A 25,382-nucleotide genomic window follows, 5' to 3' on the forward strand; every position below is an offset into this window, starting at 1 on the left:
GTAAGGTCGGCCGGGTGTTTTGGCTACGGAGGGGGACGGTGCGGATGCGGTTCGTGCGGGTGATCGCCGGAGTGCTGCTGTTGGTCGTGGGAATTCCGGCGCTCTTCGCCGGTGGCGGGCTGTGGCTGGTGACCCGACACGCCGACCCCGATGGGGCCTTCGCGGCCCGCTTCGAGACGGTCCGCACACCCGGCCACGCGGTCGTGGTCACCGACCTCGACCGGTTGCTGCGGCAGGAGGCGCCCTTCGCGCGTACCGCGCAGACTCGGCTGCGGTTGGAGGCCCGCACCACGGACGGCCCGGCCTTCGTCGGGTTGGCGCCCACCGCCGAGGTGCGTGGCTGGCTGGAGGCGGTGCCGCACGCCACGGTGCGCCGGATGGCGCTGGCCCGGGGCCCGCTGCCGGTCCGGCTGGATCCGGCCGGCCCGGCCGCCGACACCCCGGGGGTCAGCGAGCCGTTCGCGCCGCTGGGCCGACCCTTCTGGGTACGTGAGGGGATCGGCTCGCTCGAGTGGAGTGCGGACGACCTCGCGGGCCAACCCATGAGCCTGGTGGTGATGCGCCCCGACGGCGGCGGCGACCTGGCCCTGGAGCTGCGCGCCGAGCTGCGGGCAGGGTGGACCGGCCCGGCAACGTGGGGTCTGTTGACCGTCGGCGTCCTGCTGATGGTGTGCGCGGCGCTGCTCCTGCTGCGACCGTTGCGTCCACGCGAGGTGATCTTCGTGGTCGAGCCGGACCAGGTGCCGGTGCTCGCCGGGCGGCTCGGGGTCACCTCGCTGAGTGCTCTGGGCGCCCGGGAACCCGACTCGGCCCCGCCGATCCCGGCCCGACAACTCGCCCCGGTCGGTTCCGGTCTGGGAGAGCGGCCCCGGTCGGCGATCGGCGCCGAACCGGCACGACCGGACACCCTCGCCGACCTGGACGAGCCGGCCCGACTGCCCCGCCCACCGGAGGTGACGCTGAGTCTCGCCTGGCCGCCGTCCGACGCGGACGAGGCCACGGCCCGGCCGGTGGCGGTCCCACCGGGTGACGGCCCGGCCGGTGGCAGTGCCACGGGGTGACGGGCTTGGCTGGCGCTTGGCGGGCGAAACGGCGAGCGGCCCTCCGCGCTGCCGACGCGGAGGGCCGCTCTCACCGGGGGATCGGTGCTACCCGAGCGACGCTTGAGGTAGATGAGGACAGATTAGCGCCGATCATGGCTACTCGGGAGTTCTGTCCAATTGATGCGATTTTCCGCACTGTGCCCCGAACGAACCGGCAACGCCGCTAGCAGCAGCAGGCTGAGCAGCACGTAGGTGTTCTGCAGGACGAAGTCCAGCGGGTCATGAGTGCGGACCACTGCCGCACCCCAGGCCTGGAACGTCACCACGCCGTAGATGGTCACGGCGGCGATACCCAGCGCGAGCCCGGCCAGCCACCGACGTCGGCGCACCTCGTGGGGGCCCTCGGCGCTCAACGCCGCGTCGACGAGCAGCACCACCGCCGGTACGAACCAGTAGATGTGGTGGGTCCAGGTGATCGGGCTCGCCAGCGAACCAACCAACCCGGTCAGCGTCAGGCCCGTCAACGGGTCACCGGCCCGTGCCGCGCGGGCGGCCCGCCAGAGCCCGTACGCCGCGACCACGGCGACCACCAGCAGCCAGAGCAGCCGCTCCGGCTTCTCCGGCGCGGTGAACCGGCTGAGGAGGCCGAACAGCGACTGGTTGCCGACGTAGTCGGGGCGACCCACCCGCTCGGTGGCCCACAGCTCGTGGGTCCAGAACCGCCACGAGTCACCCGGGGCGATCGCCGCCGCGAGCAGGGTCGCCGCCGCGGCGGTCGCGCTGGCCACCGCCGCGGCCCGCCACCGCCGGGTGGCCAGCAGGTACACGATGAAGATGCCGGGAAAGAGCTTGAGCGCCGTCGCCAGCCCCACGCCCACCCCGGCCCAGCGTCGCGCCTGCGGCACCGCGAACAGCAGGTCGGCCAGGATCAGCACGACCAGCAGCATGTTGATCTGGCCGAAGGTGATCGTCTCGCGGGTGCTCTCCACCGCAAGCACCAGCAGGACGGCAGCGATCAGGGTGAACGTTCGAGGCAGGTCGTGTCGGGCGATCAGCGGGGCCACCAACCACCGGGTGGTCAGCACCACGGCCAGCACGGTGAGCACCGTGAAGATCGCCACGGTGGTGCCGAGCCGCAGCAGACCGAACGGCCACAGCAGCAGCGCGCTGAATGGCGGGTACGTGAAGTACAGCTCGCCCTGCACCCGGTCGGGCTGGACGTAGTCGTAGAGCGGGTGGCCGACGCGCCACCAGTCCATCGCGGACATATAGATCTTGAGATCGAAGAAGTTGTGCTTGAGGCCGGGCAGGTAGAGCGCTGGCAACACGGCGGTGAGGGCCACCACCGCGACCAGACGACGGACCGTACGGCCACCGGGATCGTCTTCGGTGACGGCGGGCGGTGCGACGGGTTCTGCTGGCACCCCGAAACCCTAGCGGGCCGGCCCGCCGAGAGCGCGCAGCCGCAGCGCGTGGGCTGCGCGTAGGCTGTCCCGGTGGCTGATCTCCTCGTCTGGATCGACTGTGAGATGACTGGGTTGGACCTCGGCAGGGACAAACTGATCGAGGTTGCGGCACTGGTCACCGATCCCGACCTCAACGTGCTTGGTGATGGAGTCGACGTGGTCATCCACGCCGACGAGGCGGCGTTGGAGGGGATGCCGGAGATCGTCCAGACGATGCACGCCAAGTCCGGCCTCACCGAGGAGGTCCGCCGCTCGGTGGTCACCCTCGCCGAGGCCGAGGACCTGGTCCTGGATTACGTGCGCACCTTCGTGAAGGATCCGCGTACGGCGCCGCTGTGCGGCAACTCGATCGCCACCGACCGGGGCTTCATCGCCCGGGACATGCCCCGCCTCGACGCGCACCTGCACTACCGGATGATCGACGTGTCGTCGATCAAGGAACTCTGCCGTCGCTGGTACCCCCGGGTGTACTTCGGCCAGCCGCAGAAGGGCCTCGCGCACCGGGCGCTGGCCGACATCCGGGAGAGCATCCGGGAGTTGGAGTACTACCGGCGCACGGTCTTCGTCCCGCTGCCCGGCCCGGACGTCGAGACCGCCAAGGCCATCGCCGCCGAACTCTGACCCGCGGCCGCTGGTCTCGGGGACCAGGGAACCCGCTGGACGAGGCGTGCTGCGGTGTGGCTATTATTGGTCCGCACCCCGCCCGGGGCGATCGACCGGGCGACGGCGGCATGGTGGCTGTAGCTCAGTTGGCAGAGCACCGGGTTGTGGTCCCGGTTGTCGTGGGTTCAATTCCCATCAGTCACCCCACGTGTGGATCTACATTCACGCAGGTCAGGGCCCCTCAAGCGAGGGGCCCTGATCATCTTTAGGGGACTGGTAGGGGAACTCAGTTCGGCGAGGCCCCCTCGTCGCGGCGCGCGATCCCGTCGACGTACCCCTCGGCGTACCCCTCGGCGCGGGCCTCCGCGATCGGGTCAGTCGGCGTCCGCTCGGCCAGTTGGACCGGGGCGTCAGCGCTGCTACTGGGCTGCGCGTTGCGGGTGATGAGGACCGTGTCGCCCTGAACCGCCCGGCTGGCGTAGGTGCTGCCCGTTGGGTAGGCGCGGGGGGAACGCGGCCGGCCGGCGGCGTCCGCCAGGTCGTAGACCGCCTCAGTCAGATCCTCCAGCTCCGCCTGGATGCGGGCCAGCGGCATGTTGGCAGCGTCTGTGGCGATGCGGGCGGCGTGACCGTCGCGCCACGCCGCCCGGCGCCACCGCTGCGCGAAGTACCGGCCGCCGAGGGTGACGGCGGTGACCAGGAGCGCCACCTCGGCCAACCAGTAGGCGGTCATCCGGCCCGGCGGGATGCTGCCTTCGACGATGTACCCCATCGACAGGATGGCGGCGGTCGCTGCCGCCAGCGTGCCTGCGGTAACGGCCGACGCGAACAGTCGCTTGGTCGGGGGCTTCGGTGCGGTGGTGCTCATTCTGCGATCAACTCCGTTCGGGTGGTGGAACGAGGGTGAACGGAGGTCGGGTCGCGGTACCGGCCTCCAGGCGGTGCCCGCTGTCGCGTGCGGGCGCGGCGAGGTCAGGCGGGTCCGGGCTCCACGTGGGTGCTGCGGGAGGCGGGGAGGTCACCGCGTGCACGCAGTTGCTGGAGTCGGTCCAGGGTGGGCCAGGTGACGCCGGTGGTGGTGGCCGCGTACAGCTCGCTGTGAGCCCCGGCGTGGCCGGTGGTGGCGACGGCGTTGATGGCCTGGTCGCCGGCCGGCGCCGGTGGTGGGCACGGCTTGGCGGGGGCGTCGCTGCTGGCGGTGGGTAGTCCGGTGCGCCGGTCGGTGATGGTGCGGACGACGCCGCGGCCGTGGTCGGGGGTGCTCTCAGCGGGCCGCTCGTCGCATTGCGGTGCGCGTGTTGGCTGCTCTTCGCCGACCGACACTGGCGTGAGTCCGGGGAGCATGGTGTCGCTGCCGGCGACGGGTCCGACCACGGGCAGGACGGGCAGCGGGTCGACGGCTGGCGCTTCGGCCGTCAGGTGCTCGGGCTGCTCGGTAGCGGTCTCGGTCTCGACCGGCACGTCGACTCGGGCAGTCTCGGCCGGTTGGGTCGGCTCCGTGGGTGCCGGGGTGACGACCGGTGCCGGCGCGGGCGTCGACGGGACCGGCAGGGGCGTGGTGACGTCCTCGACGACGTCCTTGACTGGCTCAACGATCTGCTCCAGCCCGTCGGTGACCTGCTCGATCGGGCTGGAGGGCGGCGCGGGTGTCTCGGCCGCCGACTCTTCGTCGCCGGCCTGGGTTGGCTGGTCGGCGGGTGTCGGCTCCGGCTCGGCGGCCGGCTCGTTGGCACCGTGGCCCGCCTCGTCGCTCTGCTCGGACTCGGCGGCCGGCACCTCGTCGGGCTCCTTGGCCGGCTCGGGCTCCTTGGTGGGCTCGGGCAGCACCTCGCTGACGACTTCAACGACGGTGCCCAGCACACCCCCCGGCTGCTGGGTTCCGTCGTCGGCGTGGGCGGGGGTGCTGAAGGCGAGGACGCCAGCGACACCGCACGCTGCACCGAGGATGAGACGTCGGATGGTGCTGGTCTTCATGGCTTCACCGCCCCCCCGGGGTGCCGCGCTGCGTCCGATTTACGGGACTCGATTGGTGCTGGTGCCCCCTGCGTGGGGACGTTCATGAGTGTCGTCGTGATCACCGTGAGGTAGCTATCGTTCCCTAGTTCCTTGCACGTTGCACCTTGCGGCGGCGATCTTGGCACGAACGGTCAGCGTGGGATTCCTGTCCGGCTGACCGTTTGATCCACGTTGGGAGCGCGAACACGTGCACCATTCGTGAGATCACATTCACCACACGCCGCTGATCGGCACCGTTCTCACGCTATCAAGATCGCCGATCGTGCTGCGGGCTACGCGGTGGTGAAGTCCGTTCGATCCGCAGCGTACGGGCCCTTCGGTGACTGTCCGCCGACCTGGTACATCAGCACCGGCACCGTCACGCCCGCCTCGATCCCGAGCGCGATCCGCTCATCCTCGGTGGGCATCCGCGACCAGACGCGGGAGCCGCGCGGGATCCTCACCACTACGCGGGGTTGCGGCTCGACCACGTAAGTACCGTAGCCGCGCTCAGTGACCGTGAGCCCCTCTTCGCGTAGTACCCGCAGCGCAGCACGTGCGGTCACCCGGCCAACGCCGTACTCCTGGGCGATGCGGCCCTCGAACGGGAGCAGGTCCCCGGGCCGCAGTCGGCCGTCGAGGATCTGGGCGCGCAACAGGTCGGCGATCTGCCGGTAGGCAGGGTCGCGACTGGACCTGTTGATCACAGTGGGGAAGGTACGGAGCCTCGGTCACTTAGTGCCCTAGGGGCCGAACGACATATGCGAACATGTGCGGTCCCCGGCGCGGTCAACGCGCATAGAGACGGCCGCCCCGATCCGGAGCGGCCGCGGTGGTGCGCGGTGGTTCTAGCTGCCCAACTCCCGCTGAAGGTGGGCGAGCACCGGTTCGAACAACCCGGGCAGCAGCTCCTGCACCTCGTCGAGGCTGGCCCACTTCACCTCGGCTAGTTCGTCCTTGTCGCCGACGAACACGTCAAGCTTCCCGATCGGCCGGCACGCCAGGTAGACCATGGTCCGCCCGGTCTTGGGGTGCACTCGGCGGCCGATCTCCCGCTCGGCGGCGGTGACGGGCAGCCCGGTTTCTTCTTTGACCTCGCGGACGGCGGCGTCGGCGGCGGACTCTCCGGGCTCGATCTCACCGGCGATGAACGTCCACGGTGGCTTGCCGTCGTTGCGGCGGCCGATGAGGACGCCCAGGTCGCTGGTGACGATGCTGGCCACTACGGGGCTGGGTTCGGGCTTAGTGGATGCCTCGGGCACGTGGTCCCCTCTCGCGTGTATTCCGAGCTGCTGTCGTAGTTCTTCCAGGTCCCACCGGGCCTGCCCACCGGGAGTTCTCCAGGCCGGAGTGATGCGGCCCTTCTCGTGCCACCGCCACAGGGTCGACGGGTGCACACCGAGGGCGCTGGCCGCCCGGGCCGTGCTCACCGGCTTCCGTTCCTGATCCACGGCGCAATCATCGCACAGGATGTTGGCCGTTCACATCGCTTACTAGTTGATGCACGAGTTGATGCCTGATACGGTCAGATGCAAGAGTTTGACGACGATGGAGGTGGGACGTGCGCGGCAGGATGACCTCCGATCGATGCTCGAAGGGGCACCCGTTCGATGAGATCAACACCTACTTGCGCGGCAACGGGCAGCGGACGTGTAGGGAGTGCCAGCGGACGCGGTCGCGCGAGTTTCAGCGTCGGAAGCGCGAAGCGCTGCGCAACGGCACCAATGACCACCTGCGCTACGGGTCCCTGGATTACCTGACCGACTCCGAGATCTACCGCGACGCTGCCCTCGAACGGTTTCGTGCAGCGTTTGTCGTTGACGTCAGGACCGGTTGCTGGGTCTGGGCGCAGAGCCTGACCGACAACGGCTACGGAAAGTTCACGTACATGCGGCAGCCGGTTCTTGCGCACCGAGCTGCCTACTTCTTGCTGGTCGGCGAGATTGCAGATGGCTTGAGCCTCGACCACCTGTGCCGGGTGCGGCGATGCGTCAACCCAGAGCATCTGGAGCCGGTGACTACACGCGAGAACCTGCTTCGAGGGAGCACCCTCGCCGCCGCCAACGCGGCGAAGACCCACTGCCCGCAGGGGCACGCACTCACTGCCGACAACCTGCGGTCCGCTCCGCTGAAGCGCGGCTTCCGAGCCTGCCGGCAGTGCCACAACGAGCGCCGGCGCGTCGCCTAAACGCAATGCGGCCCCCGGCGGTGCGCGAACACCGACCGAGGGCCTTGTCTCCGAACCCCACCTCAGAAGGGCTGAAGACCGTGACTGATTCTGCCACGACCAACAGGACCGTGAAGCACGCGCCGACTGGTGCCCCCATGATTGCGCCGTCCTTCCCAGCGCCGTGCCCGCCGTGGTGCACGGACTGCTGGAAGGGCGACGAGGACCGGCGGACCCCGGACCCGGGTGTGACGTTCCACCACGGCGCGGTCCGCACGATCGTGTGCACGAACGGGCCGGAGAAGCACGAGGTTGAGGTGTCGCTGGAGCGTTTCGACGCCGAGGGCGAGATCGGACCGGTGCAGGTGTTCTTCCGCACGGAGGACGGCTCGTTCAGCATGGGCCTCGCGGACGCCGAGGTGTTGGCGGCCGAGTTGTTCTCGCTGCTGGTGCGCGGACGGCAGGCCTGAGCCATGGAGTACCGAGTGGACCTCTACGCCGCCGGTGACGTGTTCGCCCGGACTGAGCGGTTCGTTGCCCGTCACCACACCGAGGCGGTCGACACCGCACGCGGGTTGGCGGTGGCGTACGGCCTGGATCACGCCCGGGTGTTCGTCACCGACGGGGCGGGCCAGGCCCAGTTCCTGATCCGGGTGGGGGCGGAGCGATGAGCGCCCGTCGGTTCCGAGGCCGCGTTTACCTGACCATCAGCCTTGCGCTGGTCGCCCTGTCGTTCCCGCTCGATGACGCCGCCGGACTGGCGTGCTCGCTCACGGGTGTCGCGTTCAGCGTGGCCGCTCTGCGGAACCTGCGCGGGGGTGCCCGATGAGCGCCGACCGGATCGACTCGTGGCTGGCCTTCGCCAGCGAGCACCGCACCGCCATCCTTGCCATCGGTGCACTGCTCGTCGCCGTGCTGCTGGTGCTGGCCCGGGTGACCCGCAGCCAGAAGGGTCGCAGCGCCACCTTGACCTTCGCCGCGTCGGTGATCGCGCTGGGCTTCTCCGCTGAGGGCATGTGGGAGGTCGCCACCGGGGCGCTACACCTGGCGAAGTGGCAGGCGGTCCTGCTGTTCGCGTTCGCCGAGATCCTGATGTTGTCGGAGGCGAACCAGGCGCGGAAGAAGATCGCCGAGGGCCGGGACCCGCGCCGACACATCCGCGCGGTCTGGATCATCGCCCTGGTCGCTGGCCTCGCCGCCGGCAGCCACGCTGACAACCTGTCGGGTCAGGTGATCCGGTTCTTCATGCCGATGGCGGTGGCGTGGCAGTGGTCGTCGCGGATCAAGGATGACCTACCCGAGGTTGCCCGGCAGGAGTCGTCGTGGATCTGGACGCCCCGCCGGGTTGGTGTGGAGCTGGGGCTGTTGAAGCCGGGTTCCGCCGATGACCTGAGCGAGGTGTTCCGCCGCCGCAACGTGGACCGCATGGTCCGGCTGGCCCGGCTGATCGACACCGGGTCGACCCGCCTGGTCGCGTCGCGCGAGGGTCAGCTGCGCAAGTTGGCGGAGGGCGCGACCGCGCAGATGCTGGCCGAGGTGCGCGAGCGTCACCAGCGCGGCGCGGACGCTCGCGCACTGATCCTCGACGGTGTTGCGCACCCCGTCGCGCAGGTTCCCGCGCACCCTGTCGCGCACCCCGAGCCGGATCTGCCGCGCATGCCCGCGCAGATGCAGTTGCCGCAGGTCGCGCAGGCTTCCGCGCGGCGCGGACAGGTGGTACTGCGCACCCCCACGGAGCCGGTCGCGGAGCCCTCTGCTGACGAGCGCGAGGCGGCCCTGTTGCGCGCGGTCGCGCGGGTGCGCAGCGGTGAGTCGAACCGCGCGGCTGCGCGGGCGGAGGGCGTGCCCGAGTCCACGCTGCGCGACCGACTGAAGACCAACGGCCACTCGTTCGAGCCGGCCGGCCAATGAAGCTGCGGCGCCCGGCCCCACCTCCTACAGCCGGACCGGGCGCCGCCTCCAAGAAGGAGATGCCCATCATGTCCCACCAGACCACCAGCACGGATGTTGCCCTGGCCCGCGGGAAGCCGCTGGAGGTGATCCGTCCAGCGGCTCCGAGGGAGCGCAGCAAGGGTGACCAGAGCCTCGGCACGCTGCTCGCGGTGTACGCGGCGATCCTGGCGCTCGTCGTGGCGTTCGCGGGGTTCCTGCTCTCTATCACCCCGGTGGGTGCGTCGTGACCCAGACCGTGACCGAACGTAACTCTGAAGTCTGCACTTCAGACTTCGCCCCCGACCCCGCTGAGCGTGAGATCGGCTCGGAGACGCCGGCAACTCTGCACTCTGCAATGACGGACAGTGACCGTCGCCCGTTCGACACGGCGGCGTGGCTGGCCAAGTTCAAGGACAACTTCACCCCGCCGGAGCTGCTCACCGAGCGCCGCCCGGCCGTCGACACGATGCGCCTGTACGCGCAGCGGGGCCGGTACACGGCGGACCTGCACGGCGCGGCCCGTGCTCTCGGCATCGCGTACCTGCGCGGTGTCGCGGTCCCTGGCCTGGTTGGCGCTCGGCTGTGGGAGTGGCTGACGGAGCGCTTCGCTCGGCTTCTGGTCGTCGGCGTCACCGTGAAGCTCCTGTCGTTCCTGCCCCCGGTCGCCTGGACGGTCGACCACCTCATCCACCCCGGCGTCGACCTGGCGCTGCGGGTGTTCCTCTGAAGGGAGCCACCCCGTGGCCAAGAAGACCATGAAGTCGCTCAGGCAGAAGGGGGTGAAGACCCTCGCCTGGCTGTCGTTCGGCATCGCGTTCCTCGGCGGCGCGTTCGGCGCGGAGACGTTCGTCGGCGACGTCATCGAGACGGTACTGGAGGCGTTGCCCTGGTCGTGGCTGCCGATCCTGCTGCTGATCGTCGCGGTCGTCGGCTCGCTGATCGACGCGTTCATCGACGGGACGCCGAACTGGTTCGCCGTCATCTCGGCGATCGTTGCCCCGTCAATCGCCACGGCGGTCGACGGCAAGTTCGGCGACACGATCTCCAGTTGGGCGGACTCGTCGCAGGTGTGGGTGAACGAGGCGCTGACGGAGTGGACGGGCGAGCAGTCGGCGGTCGGCCTGACGTTGGCGTGCATCGTGGCGTCGCTGTTGATGGCCCGCCGGGTCATCAAGAAGTCCTCCAGCGCGACCGCGGAGGCGTGACATGGAGATCGTGCTGCTGTGGTGCTTCGTCATCGGCTACTTCGCGAAGCGCGGCGCTGAGGATCTGGTGCACGCGGTGAAGGGCACCCCGAACCCGCGCTACGAGTTGAAGCGTGAGCGGGCTATCGCGGCTGGTCAGCGGCCGGCGCAGCAGCCCCGGTACGGGGGTCGGGAGTGGTTCGCCGATCTGATGTCCGACGCGATGGTGGCGCACACGGAGAAGCGTCGGAAGTCGGCGAAGGCGAAGGCCCAGCCGGTCGACGACATGATCGGCATCGTCCGGGAGCCGAAGGCGCAGCCGAAGACGGAGCGGGTGTACGACCCCAACAACGCCCGCAACTGCCCGCAGTGCAAGGGCGAGGTGGTGCTCGATGGCCGTCCGTGCCCGCGCTGCCTGGCTGAGCAACAACGCCGTAACGCCGAGTGGGAGGCGCAGGGCGGACTCGACCAGACCTTCGGGCCGCGTACGTCGTCGAGGTCCCCGGAGGCGCGGGAGGAGAAGATCCGCACGCTGCAGGACGTGGCCTTGGCGAAGTTGGCCGAGTCGGGCACCCGGTCTCACCGGGACTCGCGGGGTCGCTGCCCGGACTGCGGGGAACCCAACCCGTTCGACACGCCTTGCAGTTCCCACAGCCCCGGCGCACTGCGAGAGGAGAAGCCGGTGCCGCAGGGGGAGACGCCGAAGCCTCTCGCCGATGGCTGGACTGGGATGCGCACCAACCAGGGCGAGCCCATGTGCCAGAGGTGCCAGAAGGCCTACCGCCGGCTGAACCCGCCTGCCGACTGCGGCTGCCCGGCTGCGGCCGAGCACACCGCCCAGATCATCCAGTTCCCCAACCCGAACACCATCAAGGAGATCGACATGTCGAACCCCGAGGCCGCCGGCCTGTCCACCGCCATCGCGTTCGCCGAGGCCGCCGCGTCCGCCCACCAGTCGTTCGCCACCGCCGGAGCCGAGGGTTACATCGGCGCGTTGCAGCGGGGCGACATGGACGGCGAGCCCATCGACACCGCCCGGGAGGCGATGGAGGCGTCTGGGATCGCCGCCGACAAGTGGAACGCGCACAAGGCGACCCTGGAGGCGCAGCAGAGCCTGAAGGAGGCGTACCAGGCGCAGCCCGGCGCGGCCAACAAGGAATACCTGCTCAACGGCTGACCCGGCTACCGCCGTGGGGCGTGGGCCAGCGCGGTCCGCTCCCTGCGGTGGAAGCCGGGACACCTGAGGAGAGAACCATGAGCACGACAACCGAGGTGCCGGAGCGGGTGGCGCCGATCGTGGAGGGTGGGTTGCGTCCGCAGCTCGCCCCGCACGCCGCTGTCGGCACCCTTGTCGTCGCGGCGGTTGCCTGCCGGGTCGCGGTGCACGCGGTCGGCGACGAGCGGACCGTCGCGGTGTGGGTGGCCGGGTCCGCGTTCGTGATCGCCGTGGTCGCGGCCACGCGGGTCCGCCGTCGGGTGTTCGACAAGCGGGCCCGGCGGCGGGCGCTGGCGTTCCTGGGTGTGGCTGTCGGCTGGCTGACCGGGGTGACCCTCGCCGGCCTGTCTCTGGGCGCGGTGGGGCTGCTCATGGCCGTGGCGTACGCGCTGTCGATGCACTGGTGGCGGCAGCACCCGGTCGGGCTGATCCAGCCGAAGGTGACCCGGTCGGGCTACCAGCGGTTGTGGGCGGAGAACAACGGGGCCAGCGACGGGGCGCTGCCCGGGTCGCGGCTGACGGCTGAGGAGCCGATCGCGGCTGGCGTGCGGTACGCGCTGAAGCTGCGGGCGGGCAAGCAGACCCTGGAGATGGCTATCGCCGCGATGGGCCGGCTGCGTGGAGGGCTGCACCTCCAGGCCGACCAGCAGATGCTGCTGGAGCCGCACCCGACCGAGCCCGAGCCGACGCTGCTGCTGACGATCGTCACCCGCTCCCCGATCAAGCAGGCCGTCGACTGGCCGGGCCCGTCGGCGTTCGACTCGGCGACCGGTCGGGTGCGGCTCGGCCCGTTCGCCGATGGTGAGGGCGTGGCCACCTGGCGGGCGTACACCGACAACCGGCTGTGGGGCGGGTTCATCCAGGGCGGCACCGGGTCGGGGAAGTCCCGGCTCATCGACTCGATCGCGTTCTCCCTCGCCGCTAGCGAGTCACACCCCACGGTGATCTTCTACGCCGACGGGCAGCGGGGCGCGTCGTCGCCGCTGCTCATGCGCCACGCCGACCTGTTCGCGGGCACGTTCGATCGCATCCACGCGATGCTCGTCGGCCTGGAGCTGCTGATGCTGCTCCGGCAGCAGGAGAACGTTGAGATGGAGGTGGAGGGCTTCCGTCCCATCGCCGACCGGCCCGGGGTGCTGGGCATCATCGACGAGTGCCACAAGCCGCTCGACAAGGAGCAGAACCCGGCGTTGTGGAAGGAGACCCAGCGCATCGCGTCGACCGTCGCCCGCGAGGGCGGCAAGGTGGGCATCGCGCTGCTGCTGGCATCCCAGGAGCCGACGCTGGGGGCGTTCGGCGGGGCGGGTAGCCCGTACTGCGAGGCGCTGCGGTCGAGCCTGCTCACCGGCAACGGCATCATGTTGGCTGGCGACGATCCGAACGCGAAGACCATCTTCGGGGTGGAGGACAACCCGAAGAAGTTCCCCCGGTTCGGCGGCTACGGGATGGTGACGAAGCCGGCTCCGGGCGAGCGGCAGGCGCATTTCCGTAGCTACTACCTGAACGACCGGCTCCAGAAGCACTGGCCGTCCCGGATCGAGTGGCGGGGGCTGTCTGACCCAGCCGAGAATTTCGCGATGGGCTCGGCGTACGGGGCGCGGGAGCGGTCGTACGCGGACCGGAAGGCGTCGCTGGCGGGGGTGCGGCTGCGAGCCACTCGTGAGCCGGAGCCTCAGCCGGCCACGGGCGGCGACGGTGCCGCGCTGGAGTCGTTCGGGCTGGCCCCGTTCCCGAGGTGGACGGAATTCGTCACTCAGGCGCAGCGGGAGGCGCTGAAGGCGCTCGGTCCCAGCCACGAGAAGGTGCTCGACGCGATCCGCGCTGGCCACACCAGTCCGCAGCGGATCGCCGACACGGTCGACCTGTCGGTGCGTCGGGTGCACCAGCTGCTCGGGGATCTGGCTGAGGCTGGTCGGGTGCGCGGTGGCGGCCGGCAGTACGAGGTGGCCGCCTGATCCGAGCACGACGAACGCGGGCCCGTACTCCGAAGAGTGCGGGCCCGTGGTGCGTTCGGGGTCAGCTCTGCTCGCTGGTCTTGCCTTTGCGCCAGCCCTGACCAGGGCGGTCGGCTTCCCACGCGGTGATGGTGTCGGTCTTCCAGACGGGCGTACGCCCGATGGTGTCGTCGGGGTCGGGGAGGTCGCCGCGGGTGCGCATGCGGTAGATGGACTCGCGTTTGACGCCGAGGCGGGTGGCGAGGTCTTCGCTGGTCAGGTAGCCGTCCATGCGCCCCACCATACGTTGTCCTGTTGGGCTTGACAACCTATGTGGACGCGAGTAACGTTGTCCATGTCAGCAAGACAAGGTGGAGGGGGCGGACATGGCGAACATCGGATGCGAGATCTGCGGAGCCGACAACGCCCGCACCGTCCCCGCCCCCAGCGGCGGCACCATGGACGCCTGCAGGCCCTGCGAGGCCGACGAGCGCCGGCAGGCCGAGATCGACGCCCGGTGGAACGACATGCTCGACACCCCGCTAATCCCGCTGCCGGCCTGACCCAGACAGCACGAAGCGCCCCCCGCCACGAAGGCGAGGGGCGCAGTGCGTTACGGGGAAGGTCAGCCGACGGCCGGGGCCTTGCTGCGGATGCCGTTGTCGGATGCCGCCGGGGCCACCCCCACACCGAGGACCGTCGCCGCAGCGAGGACCAGGGCGATCCACTCGTTCGCGTCGAGGCCGCCGAGGATGACGGTGGTCAGGACCTGCAGCACCGACAGCACCACGGCGACGGCGGTCTTGCCCCACCGGTACTGCGGGGCGAGCGGCACCAGGTACACGCCGGCTGCGGTGGCGAGGGCGATGGCGATCTGTACGCCCTCGTCGGGGTCGATGTGCTGGTCGCCGGACAGGGCGCCGTACGCGACGGTGAGGGCCGCGGCGATGACGGCGGCGATGGCCTTGCCGTAGGTCTGGAACATCGGGGCTCCTAGGGTTGTGGTCATGGCTGGGTTTCCGCAGCTCCGCGAGGCGGGCTGGTTGTACGGCGACGACCCGCACCTCCCGCTGGCCCTGATCAGGCTGTTCGAGCGGATGGACGGGACGGGCTGGGAGGTGCGCCTGAACTCGCCGGCCGAGGCGGCGACGACGATGGTCGACTTCCCCGACGAAGCCGGGGCACGGGCCGAGCTGGAGCGGGTGTACGCCGACGGTGAGCAGTACGGGAGGTGGCGCAAGCGCCAACCGGAGGCTTACTAGTCGCAGCCGAACTGGGTGCGCAGCCGCGACACCTCAGTCGCCAGCGTCCGCCCCGTGTCCGTCACCGGCGGCGAATCCCGGTACGCGTCGTCGTACGTCACTAGCAACGCACACCACCTGCGGTTCGACTCCCGGTCAATCTGCTCCGCGCGCCGCTCCGACCGCTCCGCACGCTCGTTGGCGTACAGCACCGACGCCGCCCCGAACGCGACCACCACCACGAACGTGACCGTCATCGCGTACCAAACCCGGATGGCTTTCGTGGTCACGGGCTACCTCCCGGGACGCTGGGCGATGGCGGTGATGGCGTAGGCGACGGCGGAGGCTGAGGTGGCGACGACGAGTCGGGGGTACCACCGGTCCCACTGCCGCTTGGCTTGATGGACCACAGGTGCCACACCCCAGGGGCCCCCAGCAGGGCGAGGAACGCGGCCAGGAGTTCCCAGCTGACGCGTCCTGTCACCTGCTGGTACGCGATCCCCCACAGGCCCACTCCGATGCACCCGGCGTCCCGGACGACGGTTAATACCCGCTCCAGCCTCACTCACATTCCCTGCCTTCCGGTCGGCCAGTTCAGGTGGCGCTGGGGGCGTCACCCCTGCGCCGGCAGGAGGTCGCGCAGCTTGGCCAGCACCTGCTCGGCGGTCAGCTCCCCGGACTGGCTGGCGCGCACCAGCTCGGCCAGGGCGGCGTCACGCTCGGACTCGGCCGCGGCGACCTGGTCGATGCGGGCCAGGATCTGCTGGGTGTTGAGGCCCTTGGCTGCGGCGAGCACGGCGGCCAAGGTGGCGTCGGTCCGCTTGCGCCATGCAACGTCCTCAGCCTGGTACGCCTCGTCCCGCTGCCGCCACTTCACCGGCTCGACGGACGGGTCGCCGACGCCCCACGCCTCGATGATGCTGCTGGCCTTCGCGGTCATGTCGTCCTCCACGCTGCTGGTCGGGGCTCTCTTCACGGCCACTGCGGGCCAGGTCGCGGTGTTCTCGTCGTCGGCGGCCAGGCCGCTGAAGTGGATGTGGTCGTTGTGCGGGTCGCTGGTGCGCGACTGCCTGGCCCAGCCGTTCGACCGCCACCACTGCGAGCCGTGCCAGATCACCCCGTACAGCCGGCCGCGTGCCTTCGGGTCGGCCAGGATCCGGGCGACCAGCGCGTCAGCGTCGGCCTTCGTGAACGCCTTGCCGATCATGATGTCGATGGCGCGGTGCTCGGCCCGGCCGTCCGGGTCGGACTGGGCGGCCTTGCTGCCGGCGGTGTCGTCTTCGTTGTGGTCCGACGCCCGCGCCTTGTGCGCCTCGTCGCCGATCCCGTAGACGGTGACGCCGGGCCACTGGCGCTTGATGTCGCTGGTCAGGGCCTGCATGTTCGCTGCGCGGGCCATTGGGGCTCCTGTCCTGGGGTTATGGACTCTCAGCCACGCCACCTGCGCGCAGGTGACCGCATCCCACTGACGCCCCAAGAACTCATCGAGGCCGGCGTGCCGGTCGGCAGTGTCGTCACCGCCAACCTCGTGAACGGGGTGCTGGATCGGATGCGAGCTGCGAGCCCTGACGGTGAACTGCCTCCGCACATCCAGGCGCGCATCGACGCCGGTGAAGGTGGAGCCGGCTGGAGCCATTGACCGGACGGCGCATACTGGCGGCCATGGATTCGGCACCCGACGAAGAGCGGCGTGGCAAGCTGAACGCGATCGCGATTCTCATCGCGCTTCACGTCCTGGTGGCCGTGGTGTTGCCGTTGCTGCTCTGGTCGTTCCGGGACTAGCGGCCCAGCGCGGCGTCGAAGAACGCCACGATGTCGTCCGCGTACGGCGCGACATCGAACGAATGCCCGCCGACCGTCGAGATGACCTCAACGCTCGACGCCTCAGCCAGCACCGGGACCAGCACGTCCGTGTGCTGCGAGCGCGGCACCGGCACGTCATCCGCAGCCGCAAGGAACAACATCGGCAAGCCCCGAAACTCCCAGCCACCTGCGTTGACGGCCGGGTCGTGGCCGGCGGTCGCCGTCGCATACGGGCGACTGGCGCTGATGCCGTACGCGGCGTCGATCGTCGCCGTGAACGCCGGGTTGGCGTACGCGGCAGCCAGGCTGCACACCGGCGACGTCCCCACCCACGCCGCAGCAGGAATAGACCGTCGCCGCAGCGTCAGCAGCGACTCCAGACCGCCCATGCTGTTGCCGTAGAGCACCGTCGCGCCGATCGCGTACCGGTCACGCACGTACCGGTACGCCTGGACGTAGGCGTCGAGGCCGCGGTCGCTGCCCCACGTGCTCGTGCCCGGGGTGTACGCGGCGGACACCACGATGTAGCCAGCGGCGGACAGGGCGGCGGCGACCGCCCGCCCGTTCGCATTGTCGCTGAAGTGGACTTCATCGCTGCCGTTGCCGTGGAAGCACAGCGCCAGCGGCGACGGCCTGCGCGCGTCGTATGCCGGCGGCAGGGCCACCCGCAGTCCGTACGTGCCTGCGACGGTCGTCCAGTGCACGGTGCGCCGCACACCCTCAATGCCCGACCTCGGCGTCACCGTCACCAGGCCCCGGCGAACGCCGAGCGGCCCGATGCTCGACCCGGCCAGCTCCCGGGTGTCCGAGTTGAACACGACGAGGTTGTTGACGGTGCCACGGGACGTGCGGTACCGGACCTCGGTGCTGCCGGAGACCGCCACCACCGAGAGGCAGGTGTCGTCCACGGTGACCGTGACCGTCCAGTCCACGGTGCCGGCCGGCAACGCCGCCAAGCTCGTGGCGGTGCCGTTGGTGAACGCGGCGATGTCGCCGCTCTGCGTCCGGAAGTACAGGCCACGGCTCGCAGCACCCCCGGCGGTGAACTCCGCGCCGGCCGGGTCGCTGGACACCCCGACGATCACACCGCCCGACGTCCCGCCCGACACCGTGCGCACGTTGATGACCGCGCGCATCGTCTCCCCAGCGGCGAGCGCGAGCGACCGGTTGGCACCCGAATGACCATTCTGCGAGTCCGAGTACAGGCGGCCCGCTTGCACCCGGGCGAACGTGGACGACGACCAGGCGGCCAAGCTGCCCCAGGTTTCGACGAAACCCCCCACGTCGGCCATCACAGCCTGACTGTTGGCCACCGCGTACTGCCGGTCAGCGGCGGCGACATCGACGAGCCGAACAAGGTCGGAATCGACCACAGGTTATTTCTCCGATCAGGTGACGGGGGCGACAGTGACACTGCGGTTGCGGATCGAGCCGGTGCCCGCGTCAACGCGGTGCTCAAGGCGAACGTTGTACGAGCTGCCGGCGGTCAAGCCCGCCACGAGGTAGTGCGCGCCGAAACGGGGGTCGGTCGTCCCGGTGTTCTTCACCGCGTTGCCGTCGGTACCGACGAGGACGCTGGAACCCGACCCGACCACCGCTCCGGTGCGCACCACGGGGGCGACGAATGTCGACGACGACGCACCACTGTTCGACAGCTGCGCCGTGTAGTGAATGACCGCACTGCCTGACACGGGCGCGGTGAACGCCAACCCGCAGGAGGCGTACGTGCCACCGGTCGTAGTCACGTCGAATGCCGTGTTGGTGATCGTGTACGCGCCGCCCTGCCGGTCCGTGGTGGTCGCCGGCCAGTACTGCCCGATCAGCGCCCACCCCGACCCGTCGTAGATCCGCAGCAGGTTGGTGTCCGTCTCGTAGATCGTCATCCCCGCGCCGGGCGACGACGGGCGGGTGCCGCTGGTGCAGGAGATCACCGCCTGCTTGGCCAGGTAGTTGTTCACGTCGCCGGCCGTCAGCACCTCGCCGACGGTGAACGTCTTGAATGGCACGCTTCCCCCTTCAGTAGCCCAGGGCGTTGGTGTCGAGGACACCCAACGTCGGGCTGTCCAGCACCATGAACGACAGACGGCTGGCCGACTGGAACACCCACTGAGTGCGCCACTCGCCCGGCGTCACCTCGTGCTCGATGCCCCGCACCAGCACATCCCGATCAATCGGATCCCCACCACCTGGTGGGCGGCGCACCACCGTCACCCGGTCGCCGAGCTGACGGCCCAATGCCTGCGGATACAGCACGTCCGGGTCACCCTGCGGCAGCAGCACCATGGCCTCGAACCGCAGCTCAGGCTTGGACGCCTGATGCAGCACCCAGTTGGCGTAGTCGAGTGACGCCGCCTCCGTCGTCACCAGCAGATCCGTACGCGAATAGGTGCGCGTCAGGTACGCGTCACGCGACGCGGAGTCCTCCACCACCTGGGCGCTGCCGCCCACCCGGGCGATGCTCACCCGGTTGTACATCGACTGCCGGTCGTAGGAGACCGTCACGTCGTGGTACGGCAGACCACCACCAGCGTCGTCGAACACCGCCTGCGGTGTATTCGACCTGGTGGCCGTCAGTAGGTCCCGCCGCTGCCGGAACCGCACCCGCCCCTGCGAGTCGATATACAACTCGCCCAGCTCCGAGTCGGCGGTCAGCAGCAGCTCGGCCAGCGCGTTGTCGGACAGGGTGGTCGCCTGCATCTGGCTGTGTCCGGGGTCGATGAGCCGGTCCGTCGCCGGCCAGCCGACCGAGTTGAGGATCCGGTTAACGCGCGCCCCGGACCCCTCGTTGGCCCCAGCTGGTGCTGATGCGCCCCGGTCGTAGCTGGCGAACACCGCGAACGCGTCCACGCAGGTGAGATGCACCTCCGAGGTTTCCGGCCCGGTGTAGACGACCTTCCATTCGTCGGTGAAGCCTTCCCACAGCGGGTAGGTGACGCCACCCCAGGCCGCGCGGAACCGGATGGCCCGCATCGGCTCCACCTGCGTCACCCCGGCCGCCACGTACGGGCCGCCGAGGTTCGTCGGGTCGAACCTGCGATCTTCGTTGCGCAGTACCAGTGACGCGGTGCCGCCCTCGTACCTCACGACCGGCCCGTCGACCCGGGTGGTGCCCTGCCGGGTGGAGAACGACGCCACCCACGGGCTGACGTCGGACCACAGCCCCGCGTCGCCCAGCGTGCCGGTGTCCAGTAGGCCCCGGGATGCGTCGTCGAGGTGCAGCTGGGTGCCGGTCAGCGGGCCGGTGAACCCGATCTCGACGATGACATCCGCCACGCCGGGGACGCTCACGTGCGCCACCCCTTGCCGGACGACCGCTCGTACGCCTTGACCGCCTCCACAACCTCCCGGCCCACCTCAGCACGGTTTACCGTCGACGGGACGTTCACGGTGAAGTAGTTGTTGATGACCGTCTGCCCGCCCGCCACACCACCGCCGAGCGCCACGCCCGCCGAGCGCGAGTCGCTGAGCAACCGCGCGGTTTTCTTGGCGTCGTGGACGAACCCGTCGGCCGAAGGGGTGATCAGCTCCGGCCCTTCCTCACCCACCATGTACGGTGTCCCGGCCTTGATCGGACCACCCGAGGCCCGGCCGCCGATGCCATCGCCGATGCCGACGTTGCGCCCCTCGGTGCGAGTCGTGGTGATCTTGTTGTGCACGCTGATCACGACACTCTTGCTCTTGATCGCGGCGATCCTGCCGGCGAGGGTCGTCAAGTCGATCGGGTGCTGCTTCGTCTTGACGTCAACCTCACGCTTGACGTTCGGAATGCCGAACAGCTGATCGGCGAGGCGCTTCGCCTCGCCCTTCTCGACCTTCATCGCGTCGGCAGCCCGTAGGAACGCCGCCCGACCCTGCTCCGTGACCGCCGCACCAGCCTCTTCAGACCCCATGCGCTCGGCCACAGCAGACGCGTGGGCCTTCGTCTCCCGCACCAGCCCGAGCAGCGTCTCCATGTTCTTACGGCCCGACTCGGTGTTCGTGTCGATGCCCCGCTTGGCGTTCTTCGCCGCCTCCGCCGTCTCATCAAGGCTGCGCTCGAACGCGATCTCGGTGTTGTACATCGCCAACGTCTGGTCACGCAGCTCGGCCAGGGTGTCCGTGAACGCCTTCACCTCGACATCAGCAGTCTTCGCACCCTCGGCGGCCTTCATCAGCCCACCGAAGATACTGTCCCCCGCCTCCTGGCCCTCTTCGCCGCCACCCTCCAGGGCGGCCGCGAGCTCGTCCATCCGCTCACGGTTGTCGGTGATCTTGTCCCCGACGATCGGCAGCCACCCGGCCATGCCCTCGGCGAAGTGGGCACCACCCTGCCCGGTCTTCACCAACGCGCGGTAGACGTCGGACAGGCCGGCAACGAAAGTTCCGGTCGTCCGAATCCCCGACTCCAGGCCCATCAGCAGGCCACGCACCGCCGACGCGCCCTCATCGGCGCTACCCGAGATGTCAGACAGGGCATCCGAGATCGCGTCACCGATGCGAGGCAGGCCCTCGGACAGCTCCCGCACCACCGGGCCAGCCGCCTCCGCCGCCTGACGCAGCCCCGGGCCGATCTCGCGGACCAGGCCGCCGATACCCCGCGCCAGCGGCACCACATAGCGGGACGTCGCCGCGAACATGTCGTCGACGTCGCTGGCCGCCTCGGACCACTCATCGCGGATGATCGCGATGCCCTGGATGGTCGGATCAACGAACCGGGCGGCCGAATCCTCAAGGTCCCCGACGATGGTCCGCCCGAGCACCTTGGATGCGGCCTGAACCCGGGAGTCCTTCGCCGCCAAGCTCACGCCGCCGACGACACCGCCGACACCGACACCACCGAGCACCGCGCCAGCAATGGTCGCGCCGAGCATCGGCACCACCACCGCAGCGATACCCGCGCCGATCACACCACCCGTCGCACCCATCGGTGCCTTCGCCAGGATCGGCCCGATCCGGGCGATGAACTGGGCGCCGAACCCCTCGGCGGCGTCCTCGCCCGCCTTGCCGAAGTCGGGCAGCAGATCCCGAGACTTCGTCAGCTTGCGCAACTCCGTCTGCTGCTTACGGATCGCCTTGGTGATGTCGATCCGGTCAGCGGCGTCACCGGTGCGCGCGAAAGCCACCGCGAGGGTCTTCAGGCTGTCCTCGACGTCGGCGATCTGCCGGTCAAGGTCCGCGGCGTCCTTCTCCGTAGCGTCGAGCTTGTCGCCGAACCGATCGAGCCCGCCGCCCGCCCTGTCCGCCATCTTGGCGACGGTCTCTTCGCCCAACAACCTAATCAAGATGTCGCGCTTGTCAGCCACCGTGACCTCCCTGATTCACCGGGTGTTGCGCCATCAGGGCAGCCCGCTCATCAGCGGGCGTCGGGGCCAGCGGCAGCAGATGCGCGTGGATCTCCCGCAACGTCATCTCCCGCAGCACCGGCGGGCTGATCGCCACGTAATGCCGGGAGAAGCGCGGGCCCACCTCGTCGAGCAGGCCGGCTACGCCTCCGCGTTCGGCGGCGACGTCGACGAGGCAGAAGCTGGGGGGTCCACATCATCGGCGGCCGGCACCGGCTCCCAGTCGGCCAGGATCACCAGCGGCTCGAAGCCATCGAACGGCTCGGGCACCATGTCGTCACCCCGCTTGACGCGAACGCCAGCCAGCCGCCGGGCCACCCACATTGCCGCGAGGTTCGCCGCAGTCGAATCCGCACGGACACCGCGCATCATCTCCCGCAGCACCATGCCGGTCTGCCGCTCGACCTCCACCAGTTCCCGAGCCGGCACCCGCACCAGCGCGGCCTCGTCGTACACCCACCAGTCCGACCCGTACCGCTCGTGGTCGTCCTCGTGGAACCGGAACCGCATCGCCGGCAGCAGCTTCATCGGTCAGCCTCTCGCAATCTTCGCGGCCACCGCGTCGATGACCTTGTCCATCTCGCGGCGCACGTCGACGCCCAGGCGGTCCACCGGCCGGTCCACAAACCCGGCACGGACCTTCTGCGCCACCCACGGATTCACCCGCGACGTCGCCTTGTGCAAGGCGTGCCGCTTCAACGCCCGTGAGCGGCCGTACACGGGGTGCCGCAGGATGCCCCGGTTGAGCTGCGGCACGTCGCGCCGCTCTTTCTGCCCGTCGCCGTAGACCCGCCACGTCACCCTGGCCACGTGTTTGAACGCCCGGATCTCGGTGCGGAACTGCAGGCTGCGGGCCAGGATCGGCGCGTAGCCAGACGGCATGGCCTTCGGCACCTCAGCGGTAACCGCCGGACCGAGCCGTGCGGTGGCCAGTCGGAAACCGGCGGCCATGCCCTTGCCCAGCCCCGTGTTCCCGGTCTCCTTGAGCACGGTCATCACCCGGAGAAGCTCTGACGACCCGGTCACCCGGACGGACATGCCCATCGGTCAGGACGTGGCGCGGGTCAGTGGCCCGGCGCCCTGCCAGGTGACGCCCACCGTGGCCAGGTCACCGACGCTGCCACCGACCGGGGTGTGACCCGACACGAGCACCGGCCCGGAGTAGAGCGGGTTCGTGGCGCTGGTGGCCGCCGACGTGGCCTTCACGGTCACCGTCACCACGGTGCCCAGCAGCGGCCACAGCGTGGCGTCGACCGCACCAGCGGCGTAGTCCTCGTTGAACTCCAGCGCGATCGTCCAGTCCTTAAGACCGCCGAGGCGGGACCGGAAGGTGTCACCCATCGCGGTGTCGTCGAGCTGGTCGGCGGACGCGTTGATCGTGGCCTGGCGGACGAACTGCGACAGGTTGACGGCGTTCACCGTCACAACCGCGTCGACGAAGGCGAATGAGCCCACGGTGCATCTCCCTCTGGATACGCGACAGCCCCGCCGGTCAGTCCGGGCGGGGCTGCGAAAGAACGGGTGGTCAGGAACCGATGCCGATGGCCCCGGCGACGACGAAGCTGCCAGTGACGGCGGAAACGTTCAGGCGGTAGTAGGCGTCCGTGATCGGGCCAGCCACCCGGGCCAGCCACAAACCACCCTGCGTCGTCGCCGCCGCGAACGTGCCCCGCACGGTCGGCGAGGCGAACCCGACCGTGCTGGCCGACTGCACCTGAACCGTCAGCGTCGTGCCAGCCGAGAAGACGTGCAGCACCGCGTACAGGTACTGGGTGCCGGACACCGTGCCCAGTTGCAGCACCGAGCCGGTCGCGCCCGTCGCCGAGACGCTGCCCTTAGCCTTAGCGACCTGACCACGGATCAGCCCGGCCGGGTTGGTGCTGGCCATGGACAGGCTGAACGGGGTCAACTCGCCCTGCGCCCCGAAGAGCTGGTAGCCGAACTTCCCCAACTGGGCGAAGTAGGCCACCGACCCCTCCGTCGGGGTTGGTGCCATCGTGACCACCCGGTCGGCGACACCCAGATCCGGGAACGCCTGCGGATCCGGGGCGTTCACCGCGGCGGACTCCCAGTACCCGGCGAGCTGCGCGGACACCGACTTCAGACCGCCGGCCCGGGACCGGAACCCTCCGCCGCCGAACGTGGTGCTGTCGAGCTGCTCAGCCTCCACGGCGAGCGACATCTGGTTGAGGTTGGTCGTGAAGTCGTAGCCGGCGACCCACGTCGTCGCATCGGTCAGAGCGAAGCTGCTCATGCCTGGCCGCCCGTCCGCTTCACCGGACGAATGTGTCCAGCTTCGATCAGCGCGTCGATGTTGACCTCCGCCGGGTCGAGCTGAACCGTCTCGCCCTTCTCCGCCCCCGCCACCCGGCAAGGTCCGATGACCTCGAACTTCGGCAGGCTCTTACGCTCAGCCATCTCTCACCCTCCCGGCGCCATGACGCGGACAGCGAATGTGCCGCCGTAGTAGTTGAGAAGGCCCACCTCTTGCAGGCCGTTGGGGTTGAAGCTGTCGACCACCAGGTCATCGATCAGGCCGCCGAGGGTCTTGTCGCCGTCTTCCAGCGCCGCGCGGATCGATCGGACACCCGTCGCGCTGGCGTACTGCGCAAGGCGCAACTGACCCGAACGGTCAAGCTGCGCGCCGGTCAGCAGCGCAATGCGGAACGGGTAGACGATCAGTCCTCGGCGCATCGCCTCCCGGTAGGACGGAATCTCGGGCACCAGCGGGAACGCTGCCGCCTTGTCGAGGGTCGGGTCGTCGGGTGCGTAGCTGTAGGCGCGGAGGCCGTCGACGGTGCCCAGCCGCACCTTGAGCGCGGTCATGATCTGGTCGATCGTCGCCGCCACGTCAGTTCACCAGGATCGCGTCGCGCCGATACGGGGCCAGCTTCTGCTCTGCGAGGCTATTCATGCGCACCCTGACCGGCCCAAACTCACCGAAACCCGCCACTCCGAATGGGGCGTCACCTAGCTTGAACGACTCGGCGGCCATGATCAGGCATGCCTCCTTGACAGGGCCCGGAACCGCATCCCAGCCCCACTGCGCGGTCACCCGAATTAGCCCGTCAACGCCCCACCAGAAGGCGCCGTACCCGCCCAGCGGACGGATGCGGTAGTACGGCCAGCCGGGCTGGCCGCCGACCATCCCGTTCAACGGCTCCAGCCGGTAGGCGCTGGGTGGCCACGAAGCGAACGAGCCAAGCCCGGTCGCGTCGACGGCGATCTGTAGGCCCGCGGTGGTGTGGAAATCGTCGACCACCACCAGCACGGTGCTGTCCGGCGCGAACAGCCGCGCCGACGCGTCAGTGGTCTTGTTGAACTGGCGCCCACACCACGCCTCGATCTCCCGGGAAGCAGTGGCCAGGGCCTCGCCCAGCCGCACGTCGTCGACGGCGTCCTCAACATCCATGCGAGCTTTCAGCTCCGGGACAGTGGCGTACGAGTCACCAAGCGCCATGGACCCTCCCCGGGGCG

35 protein-coding genes and 1 tRNA gene are annotated in these 25,382 nt (G+C 69.7%); 15 read left to right on the forward strand and 21 right to left on the reverse strand.

Annotated elements, in window-relative coordinates; all coding sequences use genetic code 11:
* Nucleotides 1–44: 44 nt before the first annotated feature.
* Entirely contained in the window at nt 45–1,061 is a 1,017-nt protein-coding gene (locus IF46_RS35720; RefSeq protein WP_051723702.1) for a hypothetical protein, read from the forward strand.
* Between the two features lie 122 nt (nt 1,062–1,183).
* Here the strand turns inward: IF46_RS35720 and IF46_RS0105810 are convergent, their stop codons facing one another.
* Nucleotides 1,184–2,467, reverse strand: a complete 1,284-nt coding sequence (locus IF46_RS0105810; RefSeq protein WP_030487242.1) for a glycosyltransferase 87 family protein — start codon at nt 2,465–2,467, stop codon at nt 1,184–1,186.
* A 72-nt stretch (nt 2,468–2,539) separates the two neighbouring features.
* On the opposite strand from IF46_RS0105810, the gene orn reads away from it, so the two are divergent.
* Together orn and IF46_RS0105820 are read left to right on the forward strand one after the other, a co-directional pair.
* Entirely contained in the window at nt 2,540–3,130 is a 591-nt protein-coding gene (orn, locus tag IF46_RS0105815) for an oligoribonuclease (RefSeq protein WP_084597782.1), read from the forward strand.
* A gap of 113 nt (nt 3,131–3,243) precedes the next feature.
* Nucleotides 3,244–3,319 (forward strand) — tRNA-His (locus IF46_RS0105820).
* A 79-nt stretch (nt 3,320–3,398) separates the two neighbouring features.
* On the opposite strand, the gene IF46_RS0105825 is transcribed toward IF46_RS0105820, so the two are convergent.
* From IF46_RS0105825 to IF46_RS0105840, 4 genes are all read right to left on the reverse strand, one after another.
* Complete coding sequence (locus IF46_RS0105825) at nt 3,399–3,980, reverse strand: hypothetical protein (protein ID WP_030487244.1); 582 nt, start codon at nt 3,978–3,980, stop codon at nt 3,399–3,401.
* Between the two features lie 104 nt (nt 3,981–4,084).
* Nucleotides 4,085–5,086 (reverse strand): hypothetical protein, encoded by a 1,002-nt coding sequence (locus IF46_RS0105830; RefSeq protein WP_030487245.1) that lies wholly within the window; start codon nt 5,084–5,086, stop codon nt 4,085–4,087.
* 314 nt (nt 5,087–5,400) lie between these two features.
* Complete coding sequence (locus IF46_RS33620; protein WP_030487246.1) at nt 5,401–5,814, reverse strand: GntR family transcriptional regulator; 414 nt, start codon at nt 5,812–5,814, stop codon at nt 5,401–5,403.
* 141 nt (nt 5,815–5,955) lie between these two features.
* The gene (locus tag IF46_RS0105840) at nt 5,956–6,558 is read right to left on the reverse strand and encodes an NUDIX domain-containing protein (protein ID WP_198041372.1); all 603 of its coding nucleotides are present in this window, start codon (nt 6,556–6,558) and stop codon (nt 5,956–5,958) included.
* Between the two features lie 110 nt (nt 6,559–6,668).
* On the opposite strand from IF46_RS0105840, the gene IF46_RS35080 reads away from it, so the two are divergent.
* From IF46_RS35080 to IF46_RS0105890, 9 genes are all read left to right on the forward strand, one after another.
* Nucleotides 6,669–7,295 carry an HNH endonuclease signature motif containing protein gene (locus tag IF46_RS35080; protein ID WP_232233951.1) on the forward strand — a complete coding sequence of 209 codons (627 nt, stop codon included), beginning with the start codon at nt 6,669–6,671 and terminating at the stop codon, nt 7,293–7,295.
* Between the two features lie 137 nt (nt 7,296–7,432).
* A complete protein-coding gene (locus IF46_RS0105850) occupies nt 7,433–7,744 on the forward strand; it encodes a hypothetical protein (RefSeq protein WP_030487249.1) in 312 nt (103 codons plus the stop codon).
* Nucleotides 7,745–7,747: 3 nt separating this feature from the next.
* Complete coding sequence (locus IF46_RS0105855) at nt 7,748–7,945, forward strand: hypothetical protein (RefSeq protein ID WP_030487250.1); 198 nt, start codon at nt 7,748–7,750, stop codon at nt 7,943–7,945.
* A gap of 154 nt (nt 7,946–8,099) precedes the next feature.
* Complete coding sequence (locus tag IF46_RS0105865; protein WP_030487251.1) at nt 8,100–9,185, forward strand: helix-turn-helix domain-containing protein; 1,086 nt, start codon at nt 8,100–8,102, stop codon at nt 9,183–9,185.
* Nucleotides 9,186–9,253: 68 nt separating this feature from the next.
* A complete protein-coding gene (locus IF46_RS0105870; protein WP_157562644.1) occupies nt 9,254–9,454 on the forward strand; it encodes a hypothetical protein in 201 nt (66 codons plus the stop codon).
* A 107-nt stretch (nt 9,455–9,561) separates the two neighbouring features.
* Nucleotides 9,562–9,933 carry a hypothetical protein gene (locus IF46_RS0105875; protein ID WP_030487253.1) on the forward strand — a complete coding sequence of 124 codons (372 nt, stop codon included), beginning with the start codon at nt 9,562–9,564 and terminating at the stop codon, nt 9,931–9,933.
* A gap of 13 nt (nt 9,934–9,946) precedes the next feature.
* Nucleotides 9,947–10,411 (forward strand): hypothetical protein, encoded by a 465-nt coding sequence (locus tag IF46_RS0105880; protein ID WP_030487254.1) that lies wholly within the window; start codon nt 9,947–9,949, stop codon nt 10,409–10,411.
* Between the two features lies 1 nt (nt 10,412).
* Entirely contained in the window at nt 10,413–11,567 is a 1,155-nt protein-coding gene (locus IF46_RS0105885; RefSeq protein ID WP_030487255.1) for a hypothetical protein, read from the forward strand.
* 77 nt (nt 11,568–11,644) lie between these two features.
* Nucleotides 11,645–13,561: a hypothetical protein gene (locus tag IF46_RS0105890; protein WP_030487256.1), complete on the forward strand. Its 1,917-nt coding sequence runs from the start codon at nt 11,645–11,647 to the stop codon at nt 13,559–13,561.
* 61 nt (nt 13,562–13,622) lie between these two features.
* Here IF46_RS0105890 and IF46_RS0105895 read toward each other — a convergent pair whose 3' ends face one another.
* Nucleotides 13,623–13,832, reverse strand: coding sequence for a helix-turn-helix transcriptional regulator (locus tag IF46_RS0105895; RefSeq protein WP_051723704.1), 210 nt, complete (start codon nt 13,830–13,832; stop codon nt 13,623–13,625).
* 94 nt (nt 13,833–13,926) lie between these two features.
* Between IF46_RS0105895 and IF46_RS0105900 the strand changes: the two genes are divergently transcribed.
* Complete coding sequence (locus IF46_RS0105900; RefSeq protein ID WP_157562647.1) at nt 13,927–14,103, forward strand: hypothetical protein; 177 nt, start codon at nt 13,927–13,929, stop codon at nt 14,101–14,103.
* A gap of 62 nt (nt 14,104–14,165) precedes the next feature.
* Here the strand turns inward: IF46_RS0105900 and IF46_RS0105905 are convergent, their stop codons facing one another.
* A complete protein-coding gene (locus tag IF46_RS0105905) occupies nt 14,166–14,525 on the reverse strand; it encodes a hypothetical protein (RefSeq protein ID WP_030487259.1) in 360 nt (119 codons plus the stop codon).
* A gap of 22 nt (nt 14,526–14,547) precedes the next feature.
* Between IF46_RS0105905 and IF46_RS0105910 the strand changes: the two genes are divergently transcribed.
* Nucleotides 14,548–14,802, forward strand: coding sequence for a hypothetical protein (locus tag IF46_RS0105910; RefSeq protein ID WP_157562650.1), 255 nt, complete (start codon nt 14,548–14,550; stop codon nt 14,800–14,802).
* Here IF46_RS0105910 and IF46_RS0105915 read toward each other — a convergent pair.
* Nucleotides 14,799–15,071: a hypothetical protein gene (locus tag IF46_RS0105915; protein WP_157562653.1), complete on the reverse strand. Its 273-nt coding sequence runs from the start codon at nt 15,069–15,071 to the stop codon at nt 14,799–14,801. The genes IF46_RS0105910 and IF46_RS0105915 overlap by 4 nt on opposite strands.
* 323 nt (nt 15,072–15,394) lie before the next feature.
* On the reverse strand, nt 15,395–16,180 hold the full coding sequence (locus tag IF46_RS0105925) for a hypothetical protein (protein ID WP_157562656.1): 786 nt from the start codon (nt 16,178–16,180) through the stop codon (nt 15,395–15,397).
* A 21-nt stretch (nt 16,181–16,201) separates the two neighbouring features.
* Here IF46_RS0105925 and IF46_RS35085 point away from each other — a divergent pair, with 21 nt between their 5' ends.
* The gene (locus tag IF46_RS35085) at nt 16,202–16,420 is read left to right on the forward strand and encodes a hypothetical protein (RefSeq protein WP_157562659.1); all 219 of its coding nucleotides are present in this window, start codon (nt 16,202–16,204) and stop codon (nt 16,418–16,420) included.
* Nucleotides 16,421–16,559: 139 nt separating this feature from the next.
* Here IF46_RS35085 and IF46_RS0105940 read toward each other — a convergent pair whose 3' ends face one another.
* The 12 genes from IF46_RS0105940 to IF46_RS0105995 all read right to left on the reverse strand — a co-directional run bounded on the left by IF46_RS0105940 (nt 16,560) and on the right by IF46_RS0105995 (nt 25,365).
* The gene (locus tag IF46_RS0105940; protein ID WP_030487263.1) at nt 16,560–17,957 is read right to left on the reverse strand and encodes a hypothetical protein; all 1,398 of its coding nucleotides are present in this window, start codon (nt 17,955–17,957) and stop codon (nt 16,560–16,562) included.
* 15 nt (nt 17,958–17,972) lie between these two features.
* Nucleotides 17,973–18,590: a hypothetical protein gene (locus IF46_RS0105945; protein ID WP_030487264.1), complete on the reverse strand. Its 618-nt coding sequence runs from the start codon at nt 18,588–18,590 to the stop codon at nt 17,973–17,975.
* Between the two features lie 10 nt (nt 18,591–18,600).
* Nucleotides 18,601–19,872 (reverse strand): hypothetical protein, encoded by a 1,272-nt coding sequence (locus IF46_RS0105950; RefSeq protein ID WP_157562662.1) that lies wholly within the window; start codon nt 19,870–19,872, stop codon nt 18,601–18,603.
* On the reverse strand, nt 19,869–21,866 hold the full coding sequence (locus IF46_RS0105955; RefSeq protein WP_051723705.1) for a hypothetical protein: 1,998 nt from the start codon (nt 21,864–21,866) through the stop codon (nt 19,869–19,871). Before IF46_RS0105955 ends, IF46_RS0105950 begins: the two co-directional genes overlap by 4 nt.
* Nucleotides 21,859–22,029: a hypothetical protein gene (locus IF46_RS34245; RefSeq protein ID WP_157562666.1), complete on the reverse strand. Its 171-nt coding sequence runs from the start codon at nt 22,027–22,029 to the stop codon at nt 21,859–21,861. Before IF46_RS34245 ends, IF46_RS0105955 begins: the two co-directional genes overlap by 8 nt.
* A gap of 17 nt (nt 22,030–22,046) precedes the next feature.
* On the reverse strand, nt 22,047–22,433 hold the full coding sequence (locus IF46_RS0105965) for a hypothetical protein (RefSeq protein ID WP_051723706.1): 387 nt from the start codon (nt 22,431–22,433) through the stop codon (nt 22,047–22,049).
* A gap of 3 nt (nt 22,434–22,436) precedes the next feature.
* Nucleotides 22,437–22,949, reverse strand: coding sequence for a hypothetical protein (locus IF46_RS0105970; protein ID WP_030487268.1), 513 nt, complete (start codon nt 22,947–22,949; stop codon nt 22,437–22,439).
* A gap of 3 nt (nt 22,950–22,952) precedes the next feature.
* Nucleotides 22,953–23,360, reverse strand: coding sequence for a hypothetical protein (locus IF46_RS0105975; protein ID WP_030487269.1), 408 nt, complete (start codon nt 23,358–23,360; stop codon nt 22,953–22,955).
* Nucleotides 23,361–23,430: 70 nt separating this feature from the next.
* Entirely contained in the window at nt 23,431–24,159 is a 729-nt protein-coding gene (locus tag IF46_RS0105980) for a hypothetical protein (protein ID WP_030487270.1), read from the reverse strand.
* On the reverse strand, nt 24,156–24,323 hold the full coding sequence (locus IF46_RS34250) for a hypothetical protein (protein WP_157562670.1): 168 nt from the start codon (nt 24,321–24,323) through the stop codon (nt 24,156–24,158). The genes IF46_RS0105980 and IF46_RS34250 overlap by 4 nt, the downstream gene beginning before the upstream one ends.
* A 3-nt stretch (nt 24,324–24,326) precedes the next feature.
* A complete protein-coding gene (locus IF46_RS0105990; RefSeq protein WP_232233952.1) occupies nt 24,327–24,755 on the reverse strand; it encodes a hypothetical protein in 429 nt (142 codons plus the stop codon).
* Nucleotide 24,756: 1 nt separating this feature from the next.
* On the reverse strand, nt 24,757–25,365 hold the full coding sequence (locus IF46_RS0105995) for a phage gp6-like head-tail connector protein (RefSeq protein WP_030487272.1): 609 nt from the start codon (nt 25,363–25,365) through the stop codon (nt 24,757–24,759).
* Nucleotides 25,366–25,382: the final 17 nt, after the last annotated feature.

The sequence above is a fragment of the Micromonospora chokoriensis genome, assembly GCF_000718555.1.
Classification (GTDB): Bacteria; Actinomycetota; Actinomycetes; order Mycobacteriales; family Micromonosporaceae; genus Micromonospora; species Micromonospora chokoriensis_B.

Coding starts and splice junctions, on each gene's coding strand:
- IF46_RS0105965 (WP_051723706.1), bottom strand. CDS start 22,433: ATGAAGCTGCTGCCGGCGATGCGGTTCCGGTTCCACGAGGACGACCAC.
- IF46_RS0105970 (WP_030487268.1), bottom strand. CDS start 22,949: ATGGGCATGTCCGTCCGGGTGACCGGGTCGTCAGAGCTTCTCCGGGTG.
- IF46_RS0105895 (WP_051723704.1), bottom strand. CDS start 13,832: ATGGACGGCTACCTGACCAGCGAAGACCTCGCCACCCGCCTCGGCGTC.
- IF46_RS0105855 (WP_030487250.1), top strand. CDS start 7,748: ATGGAGTACCGAGTGGACCTCTACGCCGCCGGTGACGTGTTCGCCCGG.
- IF46_RS0105900 (WP_157562647.1), top strand. CDS start 13,927: ATGGCGAACATCGGATGCGAGATCTGCGGAGCCGACAACGCCCGCACC.
- IF46_RS0105870 (WP_157562644.1), top strand. CDS start 9,254: ATGTCCCACCAGACCACCAGCACGGATGTTGCCCTGGCCCGCGGGAAG.
- IF46_RS0105885 (WP_030487255.1), top strand. CDS start 10,413: ATGGAGATCGTGCTGCTGTGGTGCTTCGTCATCGGCTACTTCGCGAAG.
- IF46_RS0105830 (WP_030487245.1), bottom strand. CDS start 5,086: ATGAAGACCAGCACCATCCGACGTCTCATCCTCGGTGCAGCGTGCGGT.
- IF46_RS0105905 (WP_030487259.1), bottom strand. CDS start 14,525: ATGTTCCAGACCTACGGCAAGGCCATCGCCGCCGTCATCGCCGCGGCC.
- IF46_RS0105890 (WP_030487256.1), top strand. CDS start 11,645: ATGAGCACGACAACCGAGGTGCCGGAGCGGGTGGCGCCGATCGTGGAG.
- IF46_RS34250 (WP_157562670.1), bottom strand. CDS start 24,323: ATGGCTGAGCGTAAGAGCCTGCCGAAGTTCGAGGTCATCGGACCTTGC.
- IF46_RS0105910 (WP_157562650.1), top strand. CDS start 14,548: ATGGCTGGGTTTCCGCAGCTCCGCGAGGCGGGCTGGTTGTACGGCGAC.
- IF46_RS0105850 (WP_030487249.1), top strand. CDS start 7,433: ATGATTGCGCCGTCCTTCCCAGCGCCGTGCCCGCCGTGGTGCACGGAC.
- IF46_RS35720 (WP_051723702.1), top strand. CDS start 45: ATGCGGTTCGTGCGGGTGATCGCCGGAGTGCTGCTGTTGGTCGTGGGA.
- IF46_RS35085 (WP_157562659.1), top strand. CDS start 16,202: ATGGACTCTCAGCCACGCCACCTGCGCGCAGGTGACCGCATCCCACTG.
- IF46_RS0105980 (WP_030487270.1), bottom strand. CDS start 24,159: ATGAGCAGCTTCGCTCTGACCGATGCGACGACGTGGGTCGCCGGCTAC.
- IF46_RS0105925 (WP_157562656.1), bottom strand. CDS start 16,180: ATGGCCCGCGCAGCGAACATGCAGGCCCTGACCAGCGACATCAAGCGC.
- IF46_RS0105825 (WP_030487244.1), bottom strand. CDS start 3,980: ATGAGCACCACCGCACCGAAGCCCCCGACCAAGCGACTGTTCGCGTCG.
- IF46_RS0105865 (WP_030487251.1), top strand. CDS start 8,100: ATGAGCGCCGACCGGATCGACTCGTGGCTGGCCTTCGCCAGCGAGCAC.
- IF46_RS0105995 (WP_030487272.1), bottom strand. CDS start 25,365: ATGGCGCTTGGTGACTCGTACGCCACTGTCCCGGAGCTGAAAGCTCGC.
- IF46_RS0105875 (WP_030487253.1), top strand. CDS start 9,562: ATGACGGACAGTGACCGTCGCCCGTTCGACACGGCGGCGTGGCTGGCC.